The 25628-nt window shown below is 35.9% G+C and carries 22 protein-coding genes and 2 pseudogenes; 4 read left to right on the top strand and 20 right to left on the bottom strand.

Annotation, left to right across the window (positions count from 1 at the left end; translation table 11 throughout):
- Window positions 1-5: 5 nt before the first annotated feature.
- The 3 genes from NYR17_RS00855 (at window position 6) to NYR17_RS00845 (ending at window position 5567) form a co-directional block, all read left to right on the top strand.
- Complete coding sequence (locus NYR17_RS00855; RefSeq protein ID WP_302505657.1) at window positions 6-602, top strand: thymidine kinase; 597 nt, start codon at window positions 6-8, stop codon at window positions 600-602.
- A 48-nt stretch (window positions 603-650) separates the two neighbouring features.
- Complete coding sequence (locus NYR17_RS00850) at window positions 651-3095, top strand: bifunctional UDP-N-acetylmuramoyl-tripeptide:D-alanyl-D-alanine ligase/alanine racemase (protein ID WP_302505655.1); 2445 nt, start codon at window positions 651-653, stop codon at window positions 3093-3095.
- Window positions 3096-3401: 306 nt separating this feature from the next.
- The gene (locus NYR17_RS00845; protein ID WP_302505654.1) at window positions 3402-5567 is read left to right on the top strand and encodes an outer membrane beta-barrel family protein; all 2166 of its coding nucleotides are present in this window, start codon (window positions 3402-3404) and stop codon (window positions 5565-5567) included.
- 317 nt (window positions 5568-5884) lie between these two features.
- On the opposite strand, the gene NYR17_RS00840 is transcribed toward NYR17_RS00845, so the two are convergent.
- From NYR17_RS00840 to NYR17_RS00815, 6 genes and pseudogenes are all read right to left on the bottom strand, one after another.
- Window positions 5885-6835, bottom strand: a complete 951-nt coding sequence (locus tag NYR17_RS00840; protein ID WP_302505652.1) for an MATE family efflux transporter — start codon at window positions 6833-6835, stop codon at window positions 5885-5887.
- 106 nt (window positions 6836-6941) lie between these two features.
- A pseudogene (locus NYR17_RS00835) lies at window positions 6942-7148 on the bottom strand (MATE family efflux transporter); the annotation flags it as partial.
- Between the two features lie 183 nt (window positions 7149-7331).
- On the bottom strand, window positions 7332-7556 hold the full coding sequence (locus tag NYR17_RS00830; RefSeq protein ID WP_302505650.1) for a hypothetical protein: 225 nt from the start codon (window positions 7554-7556) through the stop codon (window positions 7332-7334).
- Between the two features lie 168 nt (window positions 7557-7724).
- Window positions 7725-7928 (bottom strand): transcriptional regulator, encoded by a 204-nt coding sequence (locus tag NYR17_RS00825; protein ID WP_302505648.1) that lies wholly within the window; start codon window positions 7926-7928, stop codon window positions 7725-7727.
- A gap of 156 nt (window positions 7929-8084) precedes the next feature.
- The gene (locus NYR17_RS00820) at window positions 8085-8345 is read right to left on the bottom strand and encodes a DUF7683 domain-containing protein (RefSeq protein ID WP_302505646.1); all 261 of its coding nucleotides are present in this window, start codon (window positions 8343-8345) and stop codon (window positions 8085-8087) included.
- Window positions 8346-8437: 92 nt separating this feature from the next.
- Window positions 8438-8791 (bottom strand): hypothetical protein, encoded by a 354-nt coding sequence (locus NYR17_RS00815; protein ID WP_302505645.1) that lies wholly within the window; start codon window positions 8789-8791, stop codon window positions 8438-8440.
- A gap of 145 nt (window positions 8792-8936) precedes the next feature.
- Between NYR17_RS00815 and NYR17_RS00810 the strand changes: the two are divergent.
- A pseudogene (locus tag NYR17_RS00810) lies at window positions 8937-9657 on the top strand (IS982 family transposase).
- A gap of 161 nt (window positions 9658-9818) precedes the next feature.
- Here NYR17_RS00810 and NYR17_RS00805 read toward each other — a convergent pair.
- The 14 genes from NYR17_RS00805 to NYR17_RS00740 form a co-directional block, all read right to left on the bottom strand.
- Window positions 9819-10406, bottom strand: coding sequence for a hypothetical protein (locus tag NYR17_RS00805; RefSeq protein WP_302505644.1), 588 nt, complete (start codon window positions 10404-10406; stop codon window positions 9819-9821).
- A 65-nt stretch (window positions 10407-10471) separates the two neighbouring features.
- A complete protein-coding gene (locus NYR17_RS00800) occupies window positions 10472-11062 on the bottom strand; it encodes a hypothetical protein (protein ID WP_302505642.1) in 591 nt (196 codons plus the stop codon).
- Window positions 11063-11068: 6 nt separating this feature from the next.
- Complete coding sequence (locus tag NYR17_RS00795; RefSeq protein ID WP_302505640.1) at window positions 11069-11548, bottom strand: hypothetical protein; 480 nt, start codon at window positions 11546-11548, stop codon at window positions 11069-11071.
- 179 nt (window positions 11549-11727) lie between these two features.
- Complete coding sequence (locus NYR17_RS00790; protein ID WP_302505638.1) at window positions 11728-12066, bottom strand: hypothetical protein; 339 nt, start codon at window positions 12064-12066, stop codon at window positions 11728-11730.
- Between the two features lie 11 nt (window positions 12067-12077).
- Window positions 12078-13175, bottom strand: a complete 1098-nt coding sequence (locus tag NYR17_RS00785; RefSeq protein ID WP_302505636.1) for a phage tail tape measure protein — start codon at window positions 13173-13175, stop codon at window positions 12078-12080.
- 329 nt (window positions 13176-13504) lie between these two features.
- The gene (locus NYR17_RS00780) at window positions 13505-14146 is read right to left on the bottom strand and encodes a hypothetical protein (protein WP_302505635.1); all 642 of its coding nucleotides are present in this window, start codon (window positions 14144-14146) and stop codon (window positions 13505-13507) included.
- An 8-nt stretch (window positions 14147-14154) separates the two neighbouring features.
- Window positions 14155-14889, bottom strand: coding sequence for a hypothetical protein (locus NYR17_RS00775; protein ID WP_302505634.1), 735 nt, complete (start codon window positions 14887-14889; stop codon window positions 14155-14157).
- Window positions 14890-15181: 292 nt separating this feature from the next.
- A complete protein-coding gene (locus NYR17_RS00770; protein WP_302505633.1) occupies window positions 15182-15664 on the bottom strand; it encodes a hypothetical protein in 483 nt (160 codons plus the stop codon).
- Between the two features lie 247 nt (window positions 15665-15911).
- Window positions 15912-16391, bottom strand: a complete 480-nt coding sequence (locus tag NYR17_RS00765; protein WP_302505631.1) for a hypothetical protein — start codon at window positions 16389-16391, stop codon at window positions 15912-15914.
- A gap of 15 nt (window positions 16392-16406) precedes the next feature.
- A complete protein-coding gene (locus NYR17_RS00760; RefSeq protein WP_302505629.1) occupies window positions 16407-16880 on the bottom strand; it encodes a hypothetical protein in 474 nt (157 codons plus the stop codon).
- 62 nt (window positions 16881-16942) lie between these two features.
- Entirely contained in the window at window positions 16943-17335 is a 393-nt protein-coding gene (locus NYR17_RS00755) for a hypothetical protein (protein WP_302505628.1), read from the bottom strand.
- Complete coding sequence (locus tag NYR17_RS00750; protein WP_302505627.1) at window positions 17332-18003, bottom strand: hypothetical protein; 672 nt, start codon at window positions 18001-18003, stop codon at window positions 17332-17334. The genes NYR17_RS00755 and NYR17_RS00750 overlap by 4 nt, the downstream gene beginning before the upstream one ends.
- Window positions 17996-18652 carry a hypothetical protein gene (locus tag NYR17_RS00745; protein ID WP_302505626.1) on the bottom strand — a complete coding sequence of 219 codons (657 nt, stop codon included), beginning with the start codon at window positions 18650-18652 and terminating at the stop codon, window positions 17996-17998. The genes NYR17_RS00750 and NYR17_RS00745 overlap by 8 nt, the downstream gene beginning before the upstream one ends.
- Window positions 18653-18654: 2 nt before the next feature.
- Window positions 18655-25620: an RHS repeat-associated core domain-containing protein gene (locus NYR17_RS00740; RefSeq protein ID WP_302505625.1), complete on the bottom strand. Its 6966-nt coding sequence runs from the start codon at window positions 25618-25620 to the stop codon at window positions 18655-18657.
- Between the last annotated feature and the right edge of the window lie 8 nt (window positions 25621-25628).

The raw sequence follows: 25628 nt of genomic DNA, 5'->3' as shown, positions 1-25628 counted from the left end.
ATAAAATGTTTTTAGAAAATACAATAAATCACGCAAAACAAAGTGGCTGGATGGAGGTCATCTGCGGCTCTATGTTCTCTGGAAAAACCGAAGAGCTCATCAGAAGGCTCCGCAGAGCCGAAATGGCTGGGCAAAGTGTAGAGATTTTTAAACCCAAAATAGACACCCGATATTCTGAGGAAGATGTGGTCTCTCACAACCGCAACAAAATCCGAAGTTCTGCCGTAGAAACCCCAGACGAAATTTTGTTATTGGGCTCTAATTGCGATGTGGTGGGCATTGACGAAGCTCAGTTTTTTGATAATAGCATTGTGACCATTGCCAATCAGTTAGCCAATAACGGCGTGCGGGTGGTCATTGCAGGCTTAGATATGGATTTTATGGGGCGCCCTTTCGGACCGATGCCCCACCTGATGGCCACCGCAGAATATGTGACCAAAGTACACGCCATTTGCCGAAGAACAGGCAACTTAGCCAACTATTCTATGCGGACTTCCGCAGGGAAAGATTTGGTAGAATTAGGCGAAATCGAAAGCTACGAAGCCGTGAGCCGCAGAGTTTTTGTTGATGAATTTCTAAAAAACAAATCATTTAAATCATAAAAAATATAGGAACGGTAAAAAAAGCCATTTCTGATCACTCAAAAGCGTATGGACTACACGATTAAGCAACTTTCTGAAATTTTTGGAGTGCCTTATTTTGGCTCGCCTGATGCCCGCGTGAAGCACCTCGCTTTTGATACCCGCACCATTTATTCCACGCAGGATACTGCCTTTATCGCCATTAAAACTCAAAAAAATAATGGCGAAAAATACATCCGCGAGGCGATAGAAAAAGGCATTAAAATCATTATTTCTGAACATAAAATAGCGGATATCGCTGGCGTTTCTTGGCTTATCGTGCCTCATAGTTTGGCTTTTTTACAAAATTTGGCGCAATATCATCTTCGGCAGCATTCCTTAAAAACCATTGGCATTACGGGGAGCAACGGCAAAACAATTGTGAAAGAATGGCTCTACCAATGCCTCTCCGAAACTTATAACGCTGTAAAAAGCCCTAAAAGCTTCAATTCTCAATTGGGGTTGCCGCTTTCTTTATTAAAGATAGATGCCACGCACGAATTGGGCATTTTTGAAGTCGGGATTTCTCAGCCCAAAGAAATGGCAGTTTTAGCGTCTATTTTTCCCCCTCAAATAGGGGTTTTAACCCATATTGGCACAGCACACATTGCCCATTTTAAAGATTTAGAAGCCCTTATTTTAGAAAAAATAGCCTTATTTGAATCCTCCGAAGTGATTATTTTCAACGGCGATAATCCATTGGTTAAGAATAAGATATTAGCCTTATATTCTACCAAAACTTTAATATCCTATGGGCTTCAACCTCATCACGAGGTTTATATTGCCTCGGATTGGAAAAACCGCAATTTGCCTATTGTGGTGCAGTGTTTAGATACCATCATCACTTTTGAAGCCCAACAGAGAGATGAAGCCACGCTGACCAATGTGCTGGCGGTGATTAGCGTGCTGCATTATTTAGGGTTTTCCAATGCCGAAATTATAGAGAAAATCAATGTGCTAAAAGCGGTGGAAATGCGCTTAGAGCAAGTGAATGGCATTCGGAACAATCTGATTATCAACGATTCTTTCAACTTAGATTTGGATTCTCTTAAAATCGCTTTTGAGTTCATCAAAACCCATAACAAACCGCTGAAATCATTGGTAATTACAGATTTTGCCGAAGCCAACCACACGCCCTCACTCTACCAAGAGGTGGCGAGGCTGACCAATGAACAAGGCTTCAACCGAGTGTTTTTAATCGGTGCGGAAATTACACAATATCAAAATCTGTTTTCAGCTGAAAGTTTTTGTTTTAATAACATAGAAGAACTATTTAAAAATCAGACATTTAATCAATTAGAAAATCAGCTGGTTTTACTCAAAGGGGCAAGAAAATTTGAGATTGAAAAGGTAAAAACCTACCTTGAACTACAGAAACACGATACTGTTTTAGAAGTTAATCTCAGCAAAATCCTCCATAACATCAACTGCCACAAGGCATTACTAAAACCAGAAACCAAAATGATGGCAATGGTAAAAGCCCATTCCTATGGCTTGGGCGGTTATGAAATCGCTGAATTTCTCCAACACCATCATTTGGATTATTTGGGCGTTGCGGTTGCTGATGAGGGCGCAGAGTTGCGAAAACACGGCATTACCCTCCCCATCATCGTGATGAACCCTGAGCAACACAGCTACAATGCCATTATTGATTTTAAATTAGAACCTAACATTTACAGTTTCAGAGTATTAGAGCTGTTTTATGAGCAATTGAAACAACGGGGCTACCAAGGTCATTATCCAATCCACATCAAGTTAGAAACAGGAATGCATCGGCTTGGTTTTAAACCTTTTGAATTACCTGATTTAATCCAACGCTTGAAACAAATGAAACTCCAAGTGGTAAGTATTTTCAGCCATCTTTCCAGCTCTGATCTCCCCACCGAAAAAGACTATACCGAAAGCCAATGCCTTAGTTTTCAAGCTATGGCAAATACTCTAATTGCTGGGCTCGGTTATACGCCTATTTTGCATATCCTCAATTCCGCTGGGATTACCAATTATCCTGAATATCAAATGGATATGGTTAGAATTGGTATCGGAATGATTGGCATTTCTTCCAACCCAAAAATCAAGGCGCTGTTACAACCTGCGGTCGCTTTCAAATCGGTGATTTCTCAAATTTCGGAAATTGTCCCTCAGGATAGCGTGAGCTATGGCAGGCGCTACAAAGCCGAGCACAAAACACGGATTGCCACGATTCCTGTGGGCTATGCCGATGGCGTTCCAAGGCTGGTAGGTAACCAAGTGGGACAAGTGAACATTAAAGGACAGCTCTGCCCCATCATTGGCAGCGTGTGTATGGATATGATGATGGTGGAACTGGGCGACCTTCCTGCCAAAGAGGGCGACGAGGTGGTTATTTTCCACGAAAATCCTTCCATAGAAACCTTTGCCGAATACTGCCAAACCATTCCCTACGAGGTGCTGACCTCCATTTCCAGACGCGTTAAGCGCATTTATATTAAAGACTAAACCGCCGCTTTTGGGTTTTATTCATATCCTTGTTATTTATAATGATTATAAATAACACCGTAATTTCAAATTCAATAATTGTTAAATTTTAGAGCCTTTGGTTTTATTATTACACCAAAGATAGCCATTATCATTAATATAATGAAAATCTTTTTACTTTTTACTTTTTACTTTTTACTTTTTACTTTTTACTTTTTACTTTTTACTTTTTATTTTTTATTTTTTATTTTTTATAAGAAATTTATTTCTATATATCAATTATTTTTATTTCTTTTGCAGGAGACCTATTTTAATAATTCGTAAAAAATGAAAAAATACATCGTTACTATTGCCGTGTTCGCTTTTGGAGTTATGGCAGCGCAAGAGAAAAAAGACAGCCTCAACCTTGAAAAAGAAATAGAAGCCATAGAGCTCAAGGCTCAGAAAAAACTCATTGAACGCAAAGCCGACCGCCTGATTTTCAATGTGAAAGATGCCGTGAGCGTAATTGGCGGTGATGCAACCGATGCACTAAAAGCCACCCCTGGGGTGCGGATTCAAAATGAACAAATCCAACTGGTGGGCAAAGGGAATGTCCGTGTGATGGTGAATGATAAAATACTGGTACTCAGTGGCGAAGACTTGACCAATTACCTCAAATCCATTTCGGCGGATAATATAGAAAAGATTGAAGTGATCACCACGCCGCCTGCCAAATACGATGCCGAGGGCAATAGCGGCCTTATCAACATCCAACTGAAATCCCAACGCTCGGACAACTGGAATACCACCCTCCGCTCCTCGTATACACAGGCGCATTATGCCAATTTTAACCACGGTGTGGGCTTCAATTATAAGAAAAATAAACTCGCTGTATTGGCAGATTTGGGTTATATGCACGGTAACGCCCTATATACCAATGACATTCATTACGATTATCCGCACTACCAATGGCATCAGGAACTTTTTGAGCCCACCCGATACTACAAATTCAGCCCTTTGCTCAACCTCACTTACGATATTTCCGAAAAAAGTAGCGTAGGAATGCAGTTCCTCGGCGGGTTTAGCAACGGTTATACGGACCTTTTTGCCGATAGTTATGCCCACGATTATACCCAGCACCGCCTTCTGAAACAGAACAATACGCAAGGCATTAAGGACAAAACACCCCAAAACCTCTCCCTCAACCTCAATTATACCCAAAAATTGGACAACTCGGGGAAGAAATGGAGCATAGATGCCGATATATTTCAGCGCAAAACAAAGGAGAAAAATCCGTTTAGCAGTGTGTTCTACGATTGGGAAAATGGCACTATCGATGGGCAATACGCCCGCAATACCGCCGACCAAGACCTCACCAACTATTCCCTGAAAACCGATGTGGAACTGCCGCTCTCTTGGGCTACCCTTTCCACTGGGGCTAAGGCGACCACTACGCATACCAAAAACCGGGTGGGCATTCATTTTTACGATGCTCAGACCCACCTGCCACGCACCGAGCAAGACGACCATTTTGAGTACACCGAAACCACCGAAGCCCTCTACCTTAGTGCCAACCGTTCTTTTGGCGAAAAATGGGAAGCTCAAGCGGGCATTCGGGCAGAAGCCACGCAGACCAAAGGCTATTCTGTAACGCTCAACAACACCGTGAATCGGGATTATATCAAACTATTTCCCACGCTCTATTTGCTCTATAAACCTACTGAAAATCATCAGATTAGCCTCAAATACAACCGCCGTATCCGGAGACCCTATTTCCAAAGCCTCAACCCTGCCCGCTGGTACCACGATCTCCGCTCTTATACCACAGGAAATCCGTTTCTGCAGCCTACTTTCACCCATAGCATCAGTTTAGATTATGGCTACAAAAGTTGGTTCAATGCATCGTTTTCTTATGCGAAAATACAAGATGAAATTCGGCAAATTTCAATCCATACAATCAGCAATGACAGCTCTATAATGCGACACGAAAACTATGCAAATTCAAGCTATTTCTCCACTTTTATTGATTTGAATTTCAAACCGTTCCGCTGGTGGGATTTGCAAGGTTCGTTCTATGCCTATTATTCAGAATCCAAGCCGTATGTTGCCATCTATACCCTCAGCAAATACTCTGGTTGGGAAGCGGGCACTCAGCTCCAAAACACCTTTACCCTCAATGCTGACAAAACACTGATGGCATCGGCTTATTTCAGTTATGATTTTCCAGCAAAATCAGAAGGATTGAAGACCGCCTACTCTTCTTTTAACTTGGGAATCAAATATTTAGCCTTTAATAAAAAACTGATATTAGGGCTCAATATTGAGGATATTTTCCGCACCAACCATTACACTTATATCGAGACCACGCAAGGCATCAGGCAGTCGTTTGCTCAATATTATGACAATGCCCAGCGCATTCGTTTCTCACTAAAATATCAATTTGGGAATAATAAAATCCGCCTCAACAGCCACCGCTCTGGCAACGAAGAAGAGAAAAACCGCGCGAATTAAGGGGCTGGTTTAATGGACAATTTCTCAAACGGTAAAATCGTGGCGTTGTGGTGCAGCCCTCTGATCAATCGCAAGAAAAGTGAGTATTATTAGTTCATAGTTTGGCGTAAAAAAGCCTTCCCTGAATTTTAAAATACCATCGCAAGCCTAAGACTCCAATGCTTAGGCTTTTTTAATGATGGAAATGTTGAAATGATAAAATCTATCTTTTAACTACTTTTAAAATTACTATTAGAGGGAATTAAGCAAAAAATTAACGAAAAGGGATTTAATTTTGTAATAAGAAGTGATGTATAAAACCTTAAAAAAAGCCCTCTCTACTCTTTTGATTTTAAGTACTTTAAGAAGAAATAAAGGCTGAGCAAGCCGCCTCGGTAGAGCATCCAAATGGCAAAACTCAACCAAATGCCGAGCAAGCCCCAACCTTGGTAATAAAACGCCAACAAGGCGGGGATAAATGCCAAAAATACCGCTGTGGTCAGCACATTGCGGAGGATTTTGGTCTCGCTGATGCCTTTGTAAATGCCGTCCATCAAAAATGCCACGGCATTGAGCGGCTGCATACACGCCACCACCCAAAACACCGATAAAAATGCCGTTTGCACCCTTGGCGATACCGTGAGAAATGCCACCAGCGGCTCCCGAAATACATAATAAACACCGCCCAACATCACGCCGATGCCTAACATTATTTTAAGCAAATCTACCACCAAATGCCGCAGTCGTGTATAGTCCGCCACTCCCAATAATTTCCCAGAAATGGCGGTTCCTGCGTGGGCATAACCATCTAAAAAATAGGACGAAAATAGCCACAATTGCACCAACAGCGCGTGGGCAGCCACATAGCGATCATCGCCGTGAGAGCCTAACAAAGTGGCAAAACGCATCGCTAAAAATAGGGCGAAATTGAGTGCCAAAGTCCGCAAAAATAAGTCAAAACTCATGGACATCGCACGGGAAAAATCGGGGTGAATAGGAAAAATCCGATAGATGCCAAACGGGGTTTTCTGGAGCAAAAATCGCATCGCCAAAAAACAAATAACGCCTTGTGCCAAGAGGCTCGCTGCAGCAATGCCCTCCACATTCCAATGAAAAACGAAGACCAATAGCACATCTAAAATCAGATTAAGCACACCGCCCAAAATACTGATTTTCATTGCGATAGAAGTATTTTGCAAACCTTGAAAAATCCCGAACAAGGTAAAAGCCGTGAGCGTGAGCGGAAAGCCCCACACCCGAATGCGAAAATATGTTACGCAGGTTTCCAACAAGTCGCCACTGGCGCCATACAGCGAAAAAAATCTGTCGGGCAAAGAGAAATCCGAGCAAGGATACCAATAAGGAAATCAGCAAGTTAACCGCCAGCACTTGGCTCACCAACGCTTTCAGCCGATGCACACGCCCACCGCCCACGCCCTGCGACACGAGCGCCGAAATGGCATTGGCGGTCTGCAAAAAAATCCACACCAACGCAGACAAAAACGACCCCACCAACCCCAAAGCTCCTAAGGCAAGATCAGAATTTTGAGGTAAACGCCCTGCTACTACAGTATCTGTAAGAGATATCAATGGCTCTACCACGCCCGCAAACAGCGCAGGAATCGCCAAGCGATTGATTTCTCTAAGGCTTATTTTGTCTGTGGAGTTGATGGTGGTTTTTATTTAAGATTGGGTGCAAAATTACGGAAAATGTTTTTTTGGGGGGGCTGATTTATTTTTATAGTATTATGTGGATTTTTTATAAACTAATGTTGATTATTTACATTATTTCACATCTTTCCATAACTCTTTTAAATTTACCTGAGTGAGTGCATTATTTTTTCGTTCCTCTTTCTCTTCATCAATTCTTCTTTGAAGTTCTGCAGGTATTCCTTCTGCTACCTTAATATTTTTTCCTCCTAAAGCTTTGACTATTTTTTTTAATCTACTCGCTTTAATCTCGTTCTCATTGAAGATAAAAGAAAACACTTTAAAATCAGTCGTACTCATAATTTTAATTTTTCTATCGCTTTAAACAAAGTTCACCAATCTCCTTCCGTTGCGTAAGTGCTGCCTGTATAAAAATTATTACTCATCAATGTTTTTTGATTTCTGAGTAAGCATTGTGATATGGATTGCCATAATGTTTTTTAAGTTCCGAAATCTCCATATCAAAAACTATTGCGATAAAGCCGATTTTAAAGGTTTAAACATATCTGGTTTTTCAAAAAAAAGCACTCCGTTATCTGTCTTTACATTGATAACAAGACCTACAAACGGATTTTTTTCTATCTCGGTTATTGTAGCCTCTATCCAGTCGGGTTCTCCCGTAACTTGTGGAGATACTAAAACTCTTTCCCCTACTTTGAAATTTGATTTCATCTCTTTAATTTTTTACAAATGTAAGAAAAGAGCAGCGATTAACCGCCCTTTTAAATTAAATATTAACACTACCTCCTTTTTCTTAAATTCTTTTTATAACTTTTATTATCAATCCACCATATCCTGCAAATGTAGATATTGCGAAATAACTATTTTTTATCCCTCATAACACCCTAATTGATAAGAATATTTTTCAAAATCTTCTTTTAGTTCATCGTTTAGAAAAGGTTTTAATTTTTCAACCTGCTGAGGAGTAAGGTCATAAGGGTCATATATCTCATCAGGATAATCATCTTCGTGTAAAACTAAATCATCTAAAATTTCTAAAATCTCTTGTGCTGTAAGGTTTAAAATATACTCCCTATTCAAAAAATCATTGGAATTATTAAACTCTTCTATCACTCTTATTATTTTCATAATTTTTTATTAAATAAACAGAAAATCAATTATTTAACTTTACCGTATTAGATTCAAGTTGTCCTTGAAATAACTTTATTTTTTTGCCTTTTCTAAGATGGTTTATTCTTTCCATATTTTTTTTTGGGAATGATATTACTATCCAAACGCAATTTAACTGAGACTTTATAGCTCTTCCCTTTTTCTAAAATCGGATAGTCTATTTCTCCACATTCATCAGCGGAATCAATTAACGGAAGTTTAAAATTTTTGACTTGATTCGGCTTTAATATAAACACCTCGCTTCTATCTTTTTTAAGACAATCAATATATTCTTTTTGTAATAAACGGTCTTCTTCACTCATAGTTCCATCTTCGTCCAATACCCAAAAAGGAGAAGAAATAGAATAATTAGCAGGTACAAGAATGTTATTATGCAAAATCTCAGCAAAAAATAATAATGGCATATCTCTACTATACAGTCTTTTTTCATCTATATAAAATAGATAAATATCTTCTGTACCCCTTGTGCATTTAGGAAAAAAAATAAAAAAAGATTGTTCATTCGACTAAAAAGTCGTATATTTAATTAGTTATCAATTGATTAAATACATGAACAATCTTATACAAAACTACAAAATTATTTTGAAAGAACTGAAAGAAACTTGCAAAAATATTCCTACTAAAAAGAAAATCCGAAAACCGAAATTGTCTGATATGGAATTAGTGGCACTGAACATTACCGCGGTAATATATGTCGATAAACTCTGAACTTCAGCTATTTAGATGCATCGCTGGAACAGAATTAGACAGCAAAATAGAAAGAAGCGTTTATAACAAAAGAAAACGAAAACTTTTTTCATACATCGAAAAAATAAAGTATTTTGGGTACAAACTTCATGCGGTTTGCGACAAAAATGGCATCTTTCATTCCTTTGATTTTACACCTGCTAATGTCCATGATGTCAACTACCTGAAAGACATCAAAGAAGACTTTAAAAACTGTGAGTTAATCGGGGATAGAGGCTATATCAGCAAGGAAATTCAACTGGATTTATTTAACTGTTCTAACATCAACTTATCCGTTCCGATGCGGAAAAACCAGCATGATTTTGTAGCGTTTCCAAAAGTCAAATCAAGAATTAGAAAACGTATTGAGACGAATTTTTCCCAGCTGTGCGGACAGTTTTTAATGGGCATCAACTTAGCCAAAACTTTTCAGGGATTCATTACAAGAATACTGTCAAAAATCACTTCTTTTACCATGATTCAGTATCTCAATTTTTTCGTATTCAAGAGAGATTTGAACAAAATTAAAGTGAATTTGTGCTAAATGCACAACGGGGCTTCTGTATTATTTGTGATTTTTATATTCAGACTGTCTTTTATTTTTAATTTTGAATTAGTAATTTCTAAATCCACTGTGTTTTTCACCTTATGGCAAGAAATAAGGGTTAATAATATTAAAATTATATATTTCATTTTTTTGTAAAATTATTTCAATAAATGACTATAGTTTTTCAAAAATTCATACTCCCACTTATATTTCATTGAAGGAGAGTCATATAGTTGTATCCAAGTATAAGCTGCTCTTTCAGTTAGATATTTGGCTGTTTTTGATCCCAAATTATTTTCCCAATAGCTCATCATACCACTTGCAAAATGATAAGCGTGAATGAATTCGTGTCCTAAGGTTAAATAAAGGTTTCTATATGATTGAAATGCTTTCTGCCCAAGTGTAATTCCTGACATCTCTGTTTTCCCTGGTTTTATTTGATTAGAGTCCAAAGAAATCGAAGGATAATCTGCATTTTTATACATTTCATTGAGGTTTTCATCTCTTACGGTTAAATCAATAACAGCTTCTTTTGAAAATTCAGGCTTGCTATTAGGATCTATATTTAATTTTTTTAGAGCTGTTTTCACACGACTATTTTGTTGTAATTTATTTACTGTGGTATGCAACCCGTGGTTAAGCCCAGCAACCAACCCGCCCGTAATAGCCCCTTGCCAGAAATTTCCATCTGTTAGCTCGGCTCCTATACCGCCTGATAATGCATGAGAGGAAAGTATACTAATCATCGGAGTTTTTATATTCCTTTATCACTCTTATTGTTTTCATATTTTTTTATTAAACAAACAGAAAATCAATTATTTAACTTTACCGTATTAGATTCAAGTTGTCCTTGAAATAACTTTATTTTTTTGCCTTTTCGGTGGGTATTAATTTGTTTCATTTCTTCCTTTTTTATTAGAGTGGTGTCCGTGTTGATTTTAAGTTTTAGTTCGTAAAACTGATTTTTCTTAATTTCTGGAAAAAACCCAGCGCCACATCTATTTGCTTCATCCAATATCAAGAATTTCAGCATAATATGACTTTTAGCGGGAACCACTTTAATAAGATGCTCCGAACAATCAAAGAATTTTGCCGCTTCAAGAGAATCTTTTTTATCAATATAACCATCTTCATCTGGAATTACAAAAGCATCAATAATAGCCAATTGAGATTTTACAGGTTTTTTATTTTTTGTTATAATAACTTCCAATGAATTTGAACTTTCGGAGTATTCCAATCTATTATGCTCGAAAAAAAATAGATAATCTTTATTTGTATTATTCTGTATTTTGACCTCCAAAGAATCATGACTAAAAATTTCTTGGTCAGGCAGGGTAACTTCTAAATCTTTCTGCCCGCAAGAAATAAGAAGAAACAAAAAAGTAAATATCACATATTTCATAACTTTTTATTTCATTAAATGACCATAATTTACAATAAATTGATATTCCCATTTGTATTTCATTGAAGGCGAATCATATAGTTGCAACCAAGAGTAAGCCGCTCTTTCTGTATTATATGTAGCTCGATTTATATATTCTTTTTTAAAACCATTACTCCAATAACTCATCATACCACTCGCAAAATGATAAGCGTGAATGAATTCGTGTCCTAAGGTTAAATAAAGGTTTCTATATGATTGAAATGCTTTCTGCCCAAGTGTAATTCCTGACATCTCTGTTTTCCCTGGTTTTATTTGATTAGAGTCCAAAGAAATCGAAGGATAATCTGCATTTTTATACATTTCATTGAGGTTTTCATCTCTTACGGTTAAATCAATAACAGCTTCTTTTGAAAATTCAGGCTTGCTATTAGGATCTATATTTAATTTTTTTAGAGCTGTTTTCACACGACTATTTTGTTGTAATTTATTTACTGTGGTATGCAACCCGTGGTTTAACCCAGCAACTAAACCACCAGTAATAGCCCCTTGCCAGAAGTTGCCGCCGCTTAGTTCTGCACCTATTCCTCTAGATAGTGCTCAAAAGCACCTATACCGACTGTATTTTGAGCAAATTTGCTTAAACCAACAGTTTTCATTGTTGCCAAAAGAAAGGTATTGCTAAGTTATCTTATTGCTTTCCATTTTTCTTCAAACTCCTTTTTTTCTATTTTTACGGAAGCAAAATCACTAATAAAATCGTCATACACCAAATTATTATCTGTCCAGTATCCATAGTTTTTTTTATAGGGCATTTTTAAAATGACTTTTGAGTTATTATCTAAACCAATTTCTCTAATGGGTATATCTTCTTCATCAAATTCTACTAGCCAGAATTCAACATTGTATATTTTGTTATCATAATCAGGATTGGCTGATAGTCCCAAATATAAAATAATTTTTTCTACAAAACTTTTCTTCTTATCATTATAATCCCAAGGGGATTTAAATTTTAAATATTTCATGCTATAATATATTATTTAATTTTTTTCCAATGAAAATGTCCTGGATCTTTTGTTCTCCAACTGTTACCAGGAAGTTTAGTTTTTCTAAACGCCCTATTCAAATTTTGTAAAGTCGGATTTCCTATTTTTTTCCAATGGTTTCCTCCTGCTCCCCATCTAGTACTATATGTTTTAAACTTCCCTGCATGACTATATGAATTTCCTGTTCTAATCCATTGTTTTATACCTCCTGTTGTTCTCGTTAGATAATTACCAATTCCTTTTACTGTAATAGCCCCTCCAACATAGGTTGAGATTATACTAAAACTAGGATCATACAAAGCAGGACTTGGCAATTTGTGGTGTAATCTATAACCATAACTTTCGCCGTTTCCATAAGAACCATAAATATGCTTAACTTTAATTTCATCTAATATTTGGTAACCTTCTCCAAAAGGATTTTTTCTTAAAATATAATCTATTTCGTCCCCACCTAGATTATTAATCTTCTTTCCATCTTCATCATATCCATTATCAGGTAAATTAGTATCGTGAAGTACATGATTTAACCCAGCTACAATGCCACAAGTTACCGCCCCTTGCCAGAAATTTCCACCACTTAGCTCTGCACCTATGCCGCCTGATAACGCTCCAAAGAATATTTGTCCGCCTGCTTTACCTGCCCAGTCTCCTGCAACGGCACCAAAGCCACTAGCACCTAAACTCCCTGCAAAGCCTCCAACGGCTGAACTTAAAAAGTCTTGCCCCTGCATTAAGCCTAATACCCCTTGAGAAATCGCGTGGGTACCTGCTTGTATTACCGATAAGCCTACACCTCCCAAAGTATTCTGAATGCTTGTGCCAATACTGGATAGCGTGCCTGTAGAAGTACTAAAAATGCTACCCACTCCAAAGCTTACGGCTCCGCCTGCCGCACCAAACAACATTGATTTGAGCGCCCCGCCTAAATTCCATTGGTCTAAATTGCCTGTTACCGCTAAACCTATGGTATAAGAGGCTAAGCCTACAGCTGCCCCTATTATAACAGCTTTCCAAAATAATACTCCAAGCCCAAGGAACGCAAAGAACTCCCCACTTGGGTCATTGCACATCAGCGGGTTGTTCAGCACATAGCCGTATTTATTGTAGTTTTGGGTATTGGTAATTTACTTTTTAACGAACTTTTTCTCTTTTGTTATCAAAGATATAAAAAAATTTATATAACTGACTTAAAAAAATATAGTACTCATCACACTGCTCCAACCATTAAAACTATACAAAAGGTAATGCTTTTTTACCATTTTGGCTGTCTTTTTTATTGTGTATCGCTTCGGTGTAGGTTAGATAGAACTTCGACTAAACCACGAAATCTAACTTTACTTTTTGTGTCAGTTTAGCAGTACTCGTTTTATCACCAATTGAGATGTAAAGTCCTAGTTTCTACTCTTTTTTTCTATTTTTATAATTGGTCATTAATATATTCTATCGACTTTTGTGTGATGTAAATATTATCCGAAAGCAAATAATTAAAGTCATGTTTAAATATTTTTTTCAAAAATTCTTTATGCTCTAATATTGGAGTTATGATTCCATAATGTTTGGTATAGAGGTTGAAAATATTATCAAAATCTTCTGTTTTGGAAGAAATTAATTCATGACTAAAATTTATATATTTATTCTCACTAATGAAAATGTCATCTATATATCCTCCACTCACCCATCTACACCAGTTATCTGAAAACCAGAAGTTATATTCTGAAAAAAAAGAGTAGAATAGGTTATCTCTATTTCTGATTATAATATCATTTTTATTTGATGGGAATTTCAAGCAAAATCCCTCTTCAGGAGTCCCTGATAGAAAGTAAAAAAAAAGGTTATTAAAATTATTACATATATCTTGTATTTGTTTTAATTTTTCATTATCTAATATATCAGCATTAGCTGATACATTTAATAATACTTTATTATTTACATTATTAATATCAAAATGACTAATTTGGTCAAACCTGTTTTTTATATTAGTTTGATCTAAAAAATGATGATAATCTTTATATAAATCTTCATCAAAATAAAATTGAAAGTAATTTTTTAATTTGTCCATAAAGTAAACTAAGGGTGTATAGTAAATCTAATTTTATATTTGAATAAAGTTACATTATTAATTATTTGCATAGTTGGTTCGCCACCCGAGGATGAAATATAAAAAGAGCCATTGTAAGAAGGAGTTTTAAATGGATAGGTTATACCATTCGTGCTTATTCTAGGGGTTGAGTTATATGTATATCCTCGTAATAAATTATTATAGTCTGATTGTGATACATTTAGGTTTCCATTTAGATGACCTTTACCTGTTATATTAAATTCTTTCACGCTCTGAATTATTTCATTAGGTTTAGGGATGATTTTTACTCCATCACCTAATTCTTTTATTTTTAAATATCCATCTGCATTAGGGCTTTCTATACTTATTTTTTCTAGTCTACCCACTTCCAACCTACCTACTTTCCCAACCGTTGTCGCCTTTGGCGTATTATTTAGCGCCCAAACACTTCGACCAGGTGCTACAGCATTTCCCGTCCATATATTCCCTTTAGTTCCTATACCTGTAGTGTTGACTTTTGCATTAGCTAACCCCTGCTGTATACCGCCTACCGTACCACCTATTACCGCTCCTCCTATAGCGCCAGAAATAAATCCTGCTATTATACCACGCCCAATATTCTCTCCAAAAATTGCAGCATTCCCTAGCCCACTGACTGCACCAGCAACTGCACCTCCTGCAAAGCAAACCCCGACAATATAAACACAATCATATATAATATAAACGCAACCCTCAAATACCAAATATAATTCTTGGGATAAGTAAATTTATCTTTATACCTTTCTAACTTTTTGGGCGGGTACAACCAATAGAATATTCCAAAATAAGGCAGTGAAACTAAAAATACAGAGAACTTTGTATCCTTCAATATCCCTTGATCAATAAATGGTATTTTAATATCTAAATACTTAAAAACTAATATTTGAAGTAAACCAAAAATTATAAACCACCAAACCAAAACTCTAATATATGCCGAAGTTTTGCTTTTTTCAATTTTAAAATAATATAAATAAAGAAATACTATAATTTTTAACATTATTTTCCTATTGTATTTGTTAATATCCAATCTGTTCCTCCAGTAACATCTAAAATTCCTAAACCTAAGCCAATCCAAGGATTTGTGACTGAGATAATACTTATGCCTAATTTTGCTGTGTTATATAGTGAGGGGTTATTCACAAAACTTCTTCCATTTTGGAAAATATCATACCCTGCACCAATAACTCCTAATCTTTTTGTTAGCTTCAGGTATTTTGCAGCGCTTTTATTTAATTTAACAGACTCTAAAAGCCCTTCTTTTATCGAAGTATTAATTCCTAAACCAGCAACAACATTATCTACATTTTGTCTTAACTTAGATTTAACAGTTAGAATCACCTCTTTTATTTCTTTATACTTCCCTATTTTATCAGGGCTATTAGAAACATCATAACTTCCATCTTCATTTCTAGTAAATGTTCCGTCTTTATCTTTCCATTCTTTTCCTTTAAAGCCTTTAGGAGGATCCAATTGATGCATCACATGATTTAACCCTGCTACTAAGCCACCAGTTACCGCTCCTTGCCAAACCGAGGCACGAGGTTCGCCGAAACCAAAGATACAAAAAAATTACTGAGGCAAAAGTTGCCACCTGTTAGCTCTGTTCTCCCCAAAAGATAGACTTCAACACATCTTCTAAATTCTACTTTTATCGAATAACTAAGATGCTAATCTCCCATAATTATCACATACTACAAACATAGCAGTTCAAATCAATTTATAGAAATCATATTTTATCCAGTTTGGGGAATAACGGAAAAAAATCGATTTCTTTTCCTATTTTTATATTGGGAAAATGTTTAGAAAATCTTTTCTCTATATTATAATCATCTACGCTAGTAATTATAATAGGCTCATCACTATTTTTCAAATGGATTTTAAGGTAAAAAAAATTCATACAGTAAGGCAATGTATAAGCATTCTGTGAGTTTTTTATTTTATGTGCTGTTCCTACTAAATATACTTTTTCTATATCTTCACTATTAATTTCCTTTAAGTTAAAAGCCTTGCAAGAACTATGTCGCTTATAGTTAAAAAACAAAATTATAACAGGGAGCGCATAAAATATAAAATACAAAAAAAACATCCCCAAAGTAGAATAAATATCATAACCTATATACCACCATATAAGCATTTGAAACAATATATAAACGATGGTAAATAGTCCCAACTCTGTTAAAGTGCGATTTTTTTTTAAACTAATCATTATTAAAATTTATTATTATTTATATTTCATCCAATTTGAAACCATAGTATTTTCAAATCTATTAACACTTTGTTTCGTATCAGAATAAAATTTATCCCAGCCTTTTTCTACTAGATCAAAAGTCAATCCTACTAAAACACCCAATGCTACCCCTTTAGGACCAGCTATACTTGATCCAATAATCATTGTTGTAGCCGTTTTACCTAATCGATAAGTAAATCTATAACCACTAATTCGTCCATTATTATACTCTACTCCATTATAAACAACTTCTCCCCCTGCAGCAACATACCCAGCTAATTTCCCACCATATTTACCAAATATTCTTCTCTGATCAGGAGATAGAGCTTCATCCATCGCATCAATAAGTTCTATAGAGGTTGAAATATTGGTGCCTTTTTTTATATCTTTCAGCTTACTATCAATTGAATCATTTTTACTTTTTTGAGGAGGATCTATATTTCGATTTTTTGCTTCTATCTTATGCATCACATGATTAAGCCCTGCGACCAAACCACCTGTAATAGCACCTTGCCAGAAGTTGCCACCGGTTAACCTATACCATATCCCCTTAGTTCTAGTGTAAGAAATAAAAATGTCAATGCTATAAAGAGCCCCACAACCCGTAAAATAAGAAGATAATATTTAGGGTAAGTATAGCTTTTATAACGATTCTCTAACTCTACCTCAGGAAATAAATATCTAAAAATTATATACAAAGGTATGACAAAACAACTAATTCCTATTACATATTCCAACCATTTCACGCCATTAGCTAATTTTCTAAAAAACATAATTACATGAATATTCAACCATTCTTCTAAAAAGAAATAAGGAAACATAAGGACGATGAAGATATCAACAAATGTTTGTAAATGAGCAATGTCTGATACCCTCTTATCATTCTTATGCCTCACATATAAAAACGCTATTATTTTTTTCATTTTCCATAAATTTTATTCAATGTCCAATCTGTAAATCCCGTTACTTCTGAAATTCCTAATATCAAGGCAACAGGAGGGCTAACATATTTAGTCGTAGCTGCTATCGAGATTATAGCCTTGGTTCCTGATTTCCAGCTAGGGTTATACATAAAATCTATTGTCGAAGAAGCAACTCCATAAGCTCCAGTGACCCTCCCTAAATATTTAGTATATCTAAAATATTTATCTACAGCAGGCGTTATTTCTCCTTTTATAAAATATTTAGCCAGAGTCTCTTTTGTTGAAGCACTAATCCCTAAACCATTGGTTATATCCTCTATATTCTGCATTAACTTAGATTTACCGCGGATAACAACTTCTTGTATTTCTTTATATTTTCCTATTCCCTCTGGACTATTATCCACATTATAACTACCGTCTTCATTTTTGGTAAATGTTCCATCCTTATCCGTCCAGCTTTTGCCTTTAAATCCTTTTGGAGGATCTAATTTATGCATCGCGTGGTTTAACCCAGCAACTAAACCACCAGTAATAGCTCCTTGCCAGAAATTTCCACCGGTTAGCTCCGTACTAATACCTCCAGAGAAGGTGCTAAAAGTAATCATAGAGGCTTCACTACCGCCTATTACCACACAACTTGGGTGAAAATAATATAACCCTTTAATCAAAAATCAACATATCTCCTCTCATCATTATATCCTTAATAATATTTTTTCGAGTATACTCGGTTAGTATTGGATTAGAAGTTGGATATTTTGCTTCTAATTTCTCTTTAAATTCACCAGTTCTATTATCTATGAGATAAGTTAAAAAAGCTTCAAAAGCCCTATCTTTATAAGCTGGATTCAGGTCAGGAGAATAGGTTTTCAGAAGTTTTTTATAATCATCAATAGGAGCTTTTTGAGTAGATAACTCTTTACATAGTAGAGAGAATAATTGCAACTGAAAGTAAATATCATCTTTCACAATGCGTCTATCTATGGTGTTTAGAAAAGTCTCTGCTTCATCCAAGCGGCCGGTTAAAAAAAGTTGCTTCATTTTATACAAATACAAAACTTCATTTTCTTTGTAATTTTTTAAAGCACAATCAATAGTAATCTGGAGGCTGTCATTTAATTGTTTTTTTATTTTTTTGTAATCTTCATTCGAAAAATCACTATTGGATTCAACTCCAATTCTATCAAAAGTCATCCAAAGAGAATGATTTTTCAAATATAAATCTTGGAATTTTTCATAGCAATTCTCTTCATTTTTTTTACAACTCAAAAGTGTAAAAAAAATTAAAAATATGTTTACTATAAATACTTTTCTGCACATAATTACCTGATTTTTATTATATGGGTGGTTATTATTGCTCCTGTTCCTCCTGCTGGAATTTTGTATGTAAGTCCCACATTTATTTTTATTGTGGAATTTAAAGGAACCGAAAACTTAGCTGTAGATAAAACTGCAGCACTTCCTTGAACTGTATACACATTATAATCCATCCTTGTAATTCCAAATGCTTTATTAACCAAAAAACCTGCATCAATTATATTTCCATTAGGTCCAATAATATTGTAATTAGCTATATAAGAACCTGTCGTATTCATTCTTGCAACTTGTGTTGTCATAGTAATATCGACTGTTCCATCGTCATAATAGGTTAAATTGGAAGTAACCATACTTTGTGAGCCTGTTGGTGCAAACATTCCCTTACCATTTCCAACTTGATTTCCAGGGTTTTCGGGAGTAATAACAGATTGCCCGCCTCGGCTCCCCTTTGATAATGAATGATTTTGGCTTTTACTTACCAATCTTTTAGTTTTAATTGGTTTACGCGGATTATCTTCATTCCCCAATTTATGCAACCCATGATTCAGCCCTGATACTATCCCACCAGTTACCGCTCCTTGCCAGAAGTTGCCATCGCTTAGTTCCGCGCCTATACCGCCTGACAATGCTCCAAAAGCTATCATAGATGCTCCTGTGCTACCTATAATACTACTCCAACCGCTAGCACCTAAACTTCCTGCAAAGCCTCCAACTGCTGAGCTTAAAAAATCTTGCCCTTGCATTAAGCCTAATACCCCTTGGGAGATAGCATGCGTACCGGCTTGTACTACAGCTAAACCAACGCCCCCTAGGGTGTTTTTTAAACCACTCGCAAAGGAGGTTAGTGTGCCGGCAGAACTGCTAAATATACTTCCTATTCCAAATGTAGCGGCTCCTCCTACGGCACCCCAAAGCATAGACTTTAATGCACTGCCTATATTCCATTGGTGTAGATTGCCGGTAACGGCTAGACCTACGGTGTAGCTTGCTAAACCAACTGCCGCACCAATAAAAACAGCTTTCCAAAATAATACTCCAAGCCCAAGGAACGCAAAGAACTCTCCACTTGGGTCATTGTACATCAGCGGGTTGTTTAGTACATAGCTGTATTTGTTGTAGTTTTGGGTGTTAAAGGCGTCTTGTATGTTTTCATCGGCGTTTAGGAATCTTCGTAATAATGGATCGTATAGCCTGCCATTCATATGGATCAATCCTACTTCTGCCAGATGCTCGTGGCTTGTATAACCTCTATCTGTTACTAAATTGCCACTGGCTAAATAGTTATTAATTTGGTTTTTATCCGTTATAGTTGCATTATTGGCTATTTTTAAATGGGTAAGATTTCCCCAAGCATCATAGTGGCGTTGTTCTACCTTGTTGCCTGCCTCATCACTAATCGCTAAAATACTGCCTAAATAGTCTTTGTGCAAGAATTTATAACTTCCTATGCTTTCGTTTTCATTTTTAAGATAGATAATTTGGCTTTCGTAAGGCGTACCTCCTATGTATAATATGTGCTTCTCTTTTCCGGTTTGGTTATTGGTGGTTACTTCATAACTGCCATCTTCTGAATAGTAGCGGGTGTATCGGCTTTTGTGCTCTGGGGTTATTTTACCACCAAAATGAACCACCTGCCTCATAGCAGTAAGTCCATATTCAAAAAAGACATCGCCTTTCTCACCTTGGATCAGAACAGGGTCATTATTCTCATTATAAGAAATCTCTTGGACCCAATTGTTTTTTAGATTCTGAGCACCTGCTGTATTGAGCGTAAGGGCGGTTGGTTGATATATTTTATGGTGATTACCGAATATAATTTTCCCTAACTGGTCGTTTTCTATAATACGCCCTTGTGCATCATAAACGTTATGATGCAGCTGCCCTGTGCGAGGGTTAGTCCAATTGATTAAACGGTTATTTTCATCATACTTAAAGGTTTCTGAGATGTCAAAATCTCCGCCTGTAATTCTGCTTAGTAATTCATTTTTAATTGCATCAAACCTATAACCAATCTGCAAAAGGCTCGGTTTCTGGGCAGAACTATGGTTGATATTAGACAAGAAACCATTTCTATCATAGGTGTTCTCTATATGCACGGCTCCCAGCTGTGCCCGCTGTACTTGCCCTCTGGCATTGGCTTCTGTAAGTTGCCATAAGATTTTTTTAGAGTTTTTATCTTTGATTTGATGGAGTTCTCCTGACCATGTATCATAAACATTCTCTATTTGGGCTTTGGTATAAATACCACCAGAATAGAGGCTTTTTTCATAAGAGGTTACACGGTTTTTATCATCATAAATAATGTCTTTCTGCATAAAATACCGCCCATTATTCTCTTCTGAGGTAGAAAGTACCCGCCCAAACGCATCATATGTGATCACTGAGCGATAGGTTTTTCCTTTGGAGGTACCTAATTTTTGTATTAGTAGCCCTTGATTATTATAGATAAAGTTGATGTTTTTATCTGTTGCATGACTATCATCTGTAGAGATTTCTCTTTGGGCAATAAGTTGCCCTTTAGCATTATAGGCATAAGTTTTAGTTCCTTTAGGACTTATGGTTTTTGTAGGCTGACCAAAACCATTGTATTCATAGCGGTAAACTCCATTAGAGGGATCATTAAACTCTATTTTTCTGCCCCAAGCATCATATTTAGTGGTGACGATATTGGTGCCATACTTAGCTTCTATTTGCTCTCCCGCTGCATTGTATTTGAATGTAATAGTTCCTCCTTTATCTTGAGAAGAGATGATATTTCCTAACGCATCAAAGGTTTGTTTTTTGAAACGATTATTGGCATTGGTTTCCGTAGTAATTACGGTATTTGTGGTGTATTGGGTTTCTATTATTTTACCTGTAAAGGCGACGGATTTTATAGGTCGTGAATAATCATCATATGCAATTGTATTCCATTGAGTTGGGTTTTGACCTTCAAAATAAGGCTCAGATTCTTTAACCTTTCTACCTAAATCATCATATTCTATTTTTGTAAATATCCATTGATTTCCAAAAGCTTTGGTAGAAGAAAGGTAATTCTGTCCTATAGTATTGCTGTATTTAGCAACCACACCTCCATCTGGGTGATACTCCGTAATTTTAGAGTCTAAATTTCTTAGTTTTTCGTAAGTGTAAGTGATGGTACCTCCTAAATTGGTTTTAGCACTTAGCAGTTTTCCCCAAGCATCATAGGTATTGGTTAATTGGTTACCTAACGGATCTGTTTGCGTAAGGACTTGCCCCCAATGGTTATAGGTTATACGAGTGATTAAACCTAAATGATCTATCTTTTTAATAACAAAGCGACCTTTAGAATCGTATTCCGTTTTAGTGGTTTGGGTTTGGGCATCGGTACTATTACTCACTGTTTTTTGAATAAGGTTGCCAAAGCCATCATACTCATAAGTTTCCTGTAACCAACCCAAGTTATCTCTATTCCAGGTTTTGAGAGTTTTGAGGAGATTATTCTCGTAAATATATTCTTCTTTTGCTCCTTTAGTATCTCCATAGGCTTGCATCAGATCTGTCTTAGAGCGTGGTCTTCCTATATGGTAGTCTTTACCTGTAGCTGAGAGGTTGGGTGGAAGATACTCTAAACTAGTGGTAGATGTGCCACAGACTGATGCTCCACTCATGGTCTTGGTTATGGTCTTAATCGGTAAATAATAGTGATCATAACTGATACTACTATTGGTCGTTGTATCTTTGAGATAATCTTTAGATATGATATTAGTAGGCACTATGGCTTTAACGATTTTATCTCTATTCGATGCTGTTATAGCTGCTATTTTATTGCCATTAACTAGTAAATCTGTAGTATAGAATGTCGTTTTTAAACTAAGTAATTGCGTATTAGTCAGAGATAAATCTTTAGGAAATACTTCTGTCTCTTGATTGGTTTTTATGGTCCATTCCTTTATAGGAACACTTTCTGTATGGGGATCTATTTCTACGCCACTCCATATTTTGCTATTCTCGGTAACTTCTGTATACCATGAAGAACGAGCGATTTGTCTAAAGCCTAACATTCCCTTACCATGAAGATGTGCTAATGCCCCTCTATATAAGAAGTCTTGTTTTCTTACAAGGTTTTCGTTGATCATTTGTTTAAGCTGAGCAACGACATAAGACTGCGAAAGACGATCTAGCTCCACCAAAGGATACACTTCTTTTTTTATCGGTTGATATAAATGAGGATTTGCTTGTGGGTCTAATTCTTTATATTCTACCCTCGTAGCTATACCCCCTTGATAAATAGCCGATATACGGGATTTATTTTTAATACTATTGGCTGTATATTTAAACATTTTACCGCGAATCATCATCATGAGTTGATGATATTGGTTATTAATCAAATGGGTTCCAACCAATGGATAAAATACATCAAATGATTTTATGCCTACTTTATATGCAGGATTAGGAATGCTTGCGTACTGCTTTCCATTTTCATCAGTATAAAAAAATGGATAATCACTATATTCTGACCGACCCATAATCAAACTAGGCTGAAATGCCATTTCCTGATGTGAATCAATATTTTTCTTCGAAAAAAGAATATTACCCTCTTGATTAGAACCTATATTTTCATATAAATTAATAACAAAAGTAGCATAGTGATTGTTTGGCTTTCTATTGATACGGGTATGAACACCGATCTCTATAAAATCATCTTTTCCATCTTGATTAATATCTTGAATTAAGTAATTTCTATTATAGTAATAATGCCTACCTTTAGCGCTATAATTATCTGATACAGGACGATAAACAGAATTAAAATTTTCTAAATTCTGCTTTCTAAATTTCTTTCCATCTGATATATAAAGTAACCAATTTCTATTATTATGTCCTTGTGGGATTAGTAAATCTGTCTTACCATCTCCATTAAAGTCTCCTGTGAAAGAGTCTTTTACAAGTCCTTCCAATTCTCCATCAGAGTAAAAAGGACTACGATTCATTGAGTAAACAATAGCTCCATTTGAATCTTGCTCACTCTCTATCTTTACTATCGTAGGGTATCTACTATCTGTTAATAAATCTATTTTTCCATCTCCATCAAAATCTCCTGTTTTATGAGAGTTAAAAATATCTGTAATTGAATTGGAATATAAATTATATGCATTATTTTCATCTATAATCAAATACCGATAAAATTCCGAACATTCTATCTCTGGCTCTTCAGGTTCAGAAGGAGGATATTTGGGATTTGGTAATTTTATTAAAGCTACACATGATTTGTCCTTTAAGGATAATACAAGTTTAGGGTTACCATCTCCATTAATATCTAACTCTCTAAGTTTCATTACTATTGTCTCAATAGCAAAATTAGATTCTTCTGAAGGATCTTTAGGTAAGGGATATAATGAACCTTCTGTTCGATCATACATTTCATTAGGAATAATTCTGGAATACGCTTTGATGATTTGATTATTATTTCCTAATTGATATACTTGAATTTCTAAATCGAACTTGTCTATCTCTGGGTTATATATTTTTTTATATAGTGCAAAGCCCTGTGAAGTATTTATAAACCCTTGGCTATCTTTTACTGTAACAGGGATGGCTGTGTTATTAAAATCTTGCTCTGAAAAATCAGAATTACCGATACTTAAGCGTTCTTTTTTAACATCATCAAGGGCGCCTCTAAAGAGATATAGCCCCTCAGGGTATGTTTCTTCTTCTAAACAATGTGTTTCATAGAAACACCCATCATAATCCCTTTCATCACAAACCCACTCTGGCTCAGATTCTTTTTTACATTCTTTAAATGATTTAAAATACTTTATAAAATCCAACTTGCCATCTCCATCAAAATCTCCTACCAATTTATTACTATTGCTATCTGTAAAACTTGAAAATTTAAATCCTGACAAATCTAAACTTTCATACTCAAATCTCACTGGATTAGCAGGCTCATTATTAGAGTTATATTCTATAATATTTTCTACTCGCTGATACCCCTGGCTACTACCCTCTGAATTATAGTTGATTACATATTTTTTAAATTGCTCTCCTTGAGTAGTAACTTGAACTTCAGATAATAATTGATCCTGTAAAAAGCGCTCTCCCATAACATAAGATGTTTCTTTTAGCGCTCTATTTTGATATGTAAATAAAATTTTATTGAAATGCGGTTGATTTAAAATAGTATTACCTCCCCACTCTATCATAGAAATACGAGAGACATTATAAGTTTGCTGATAGTGATAAGTAATATAATTGCCTTGAGCATCTTGCCACTTTACGATATTATACTCAGTAGGGGTCTTAGCATTTACTGCATTTCCATACCACGCTTGTGAGCCATCTTCAAAGGTCACTTCCCAATAGTCTGGACCTTGCCATGCCTTGCCCGAGATAGCTCCTATAGATTTAATTTTTACATTAGAATATTTCTCTGTCGTATATTCTGCACCATCCTTTCCATAAGAGCCTGATTTTAAAACTAATCTCTGACCGTTAAAACTATAGACATCATCATAATTAAGTTTAATACCTTCTAATTTCCCATCTTTCTCTATTGTTTTTCCTACTCTATTTATGGCTGTTACACCCGATATACTCCAACCATACCCTGCTATACCATTGCCACTGCCACTATCATAGAATAAATTAACCTGAGGGGCTACTGATTTTATTCCAGGGGGTAAGGCTATAGGAAGCGTATATTGTAGCTGACCTTGTGGTGAAACATCAATACTTCCTTGAGTGTCATGAAATCCAAATGGTCCATGACTTACCGTTCCTTTAGGAAGATCTGCTCCTGCCTTTGAATCAGAAGGACTACTAGGTACAGTAGATCCCTCTCCTATTTTAGCTACAAAAGTTTTATTTCCCTTTGCCTGAAATCCAGGTGTTAAAATAATAGCAACCGGATCTTGCACCGTACGCCCTTGTACTTCTGGCTGATTTAATATAGTCTGACCTAAAAGAAATTGTGTGAAAATTATAAATAATAAAAAATAGTTTTTTTTCATATAGTGTT

It is taken from the genome of Riemerella columbina (assembly GCF_030517065.1).
Taxonomy (GTDB): Bacteria; Bacteroidota; Bacteroidia; order Flavobacteriales; family Weeksellaceae; genus Riemerella; species Riemerella columbina_A.
The sequence above is the reverse complement of the archived record's forward strand: the minus strand, read 5'-3'. Positions and strand labels throughout refer to the sequence as shown.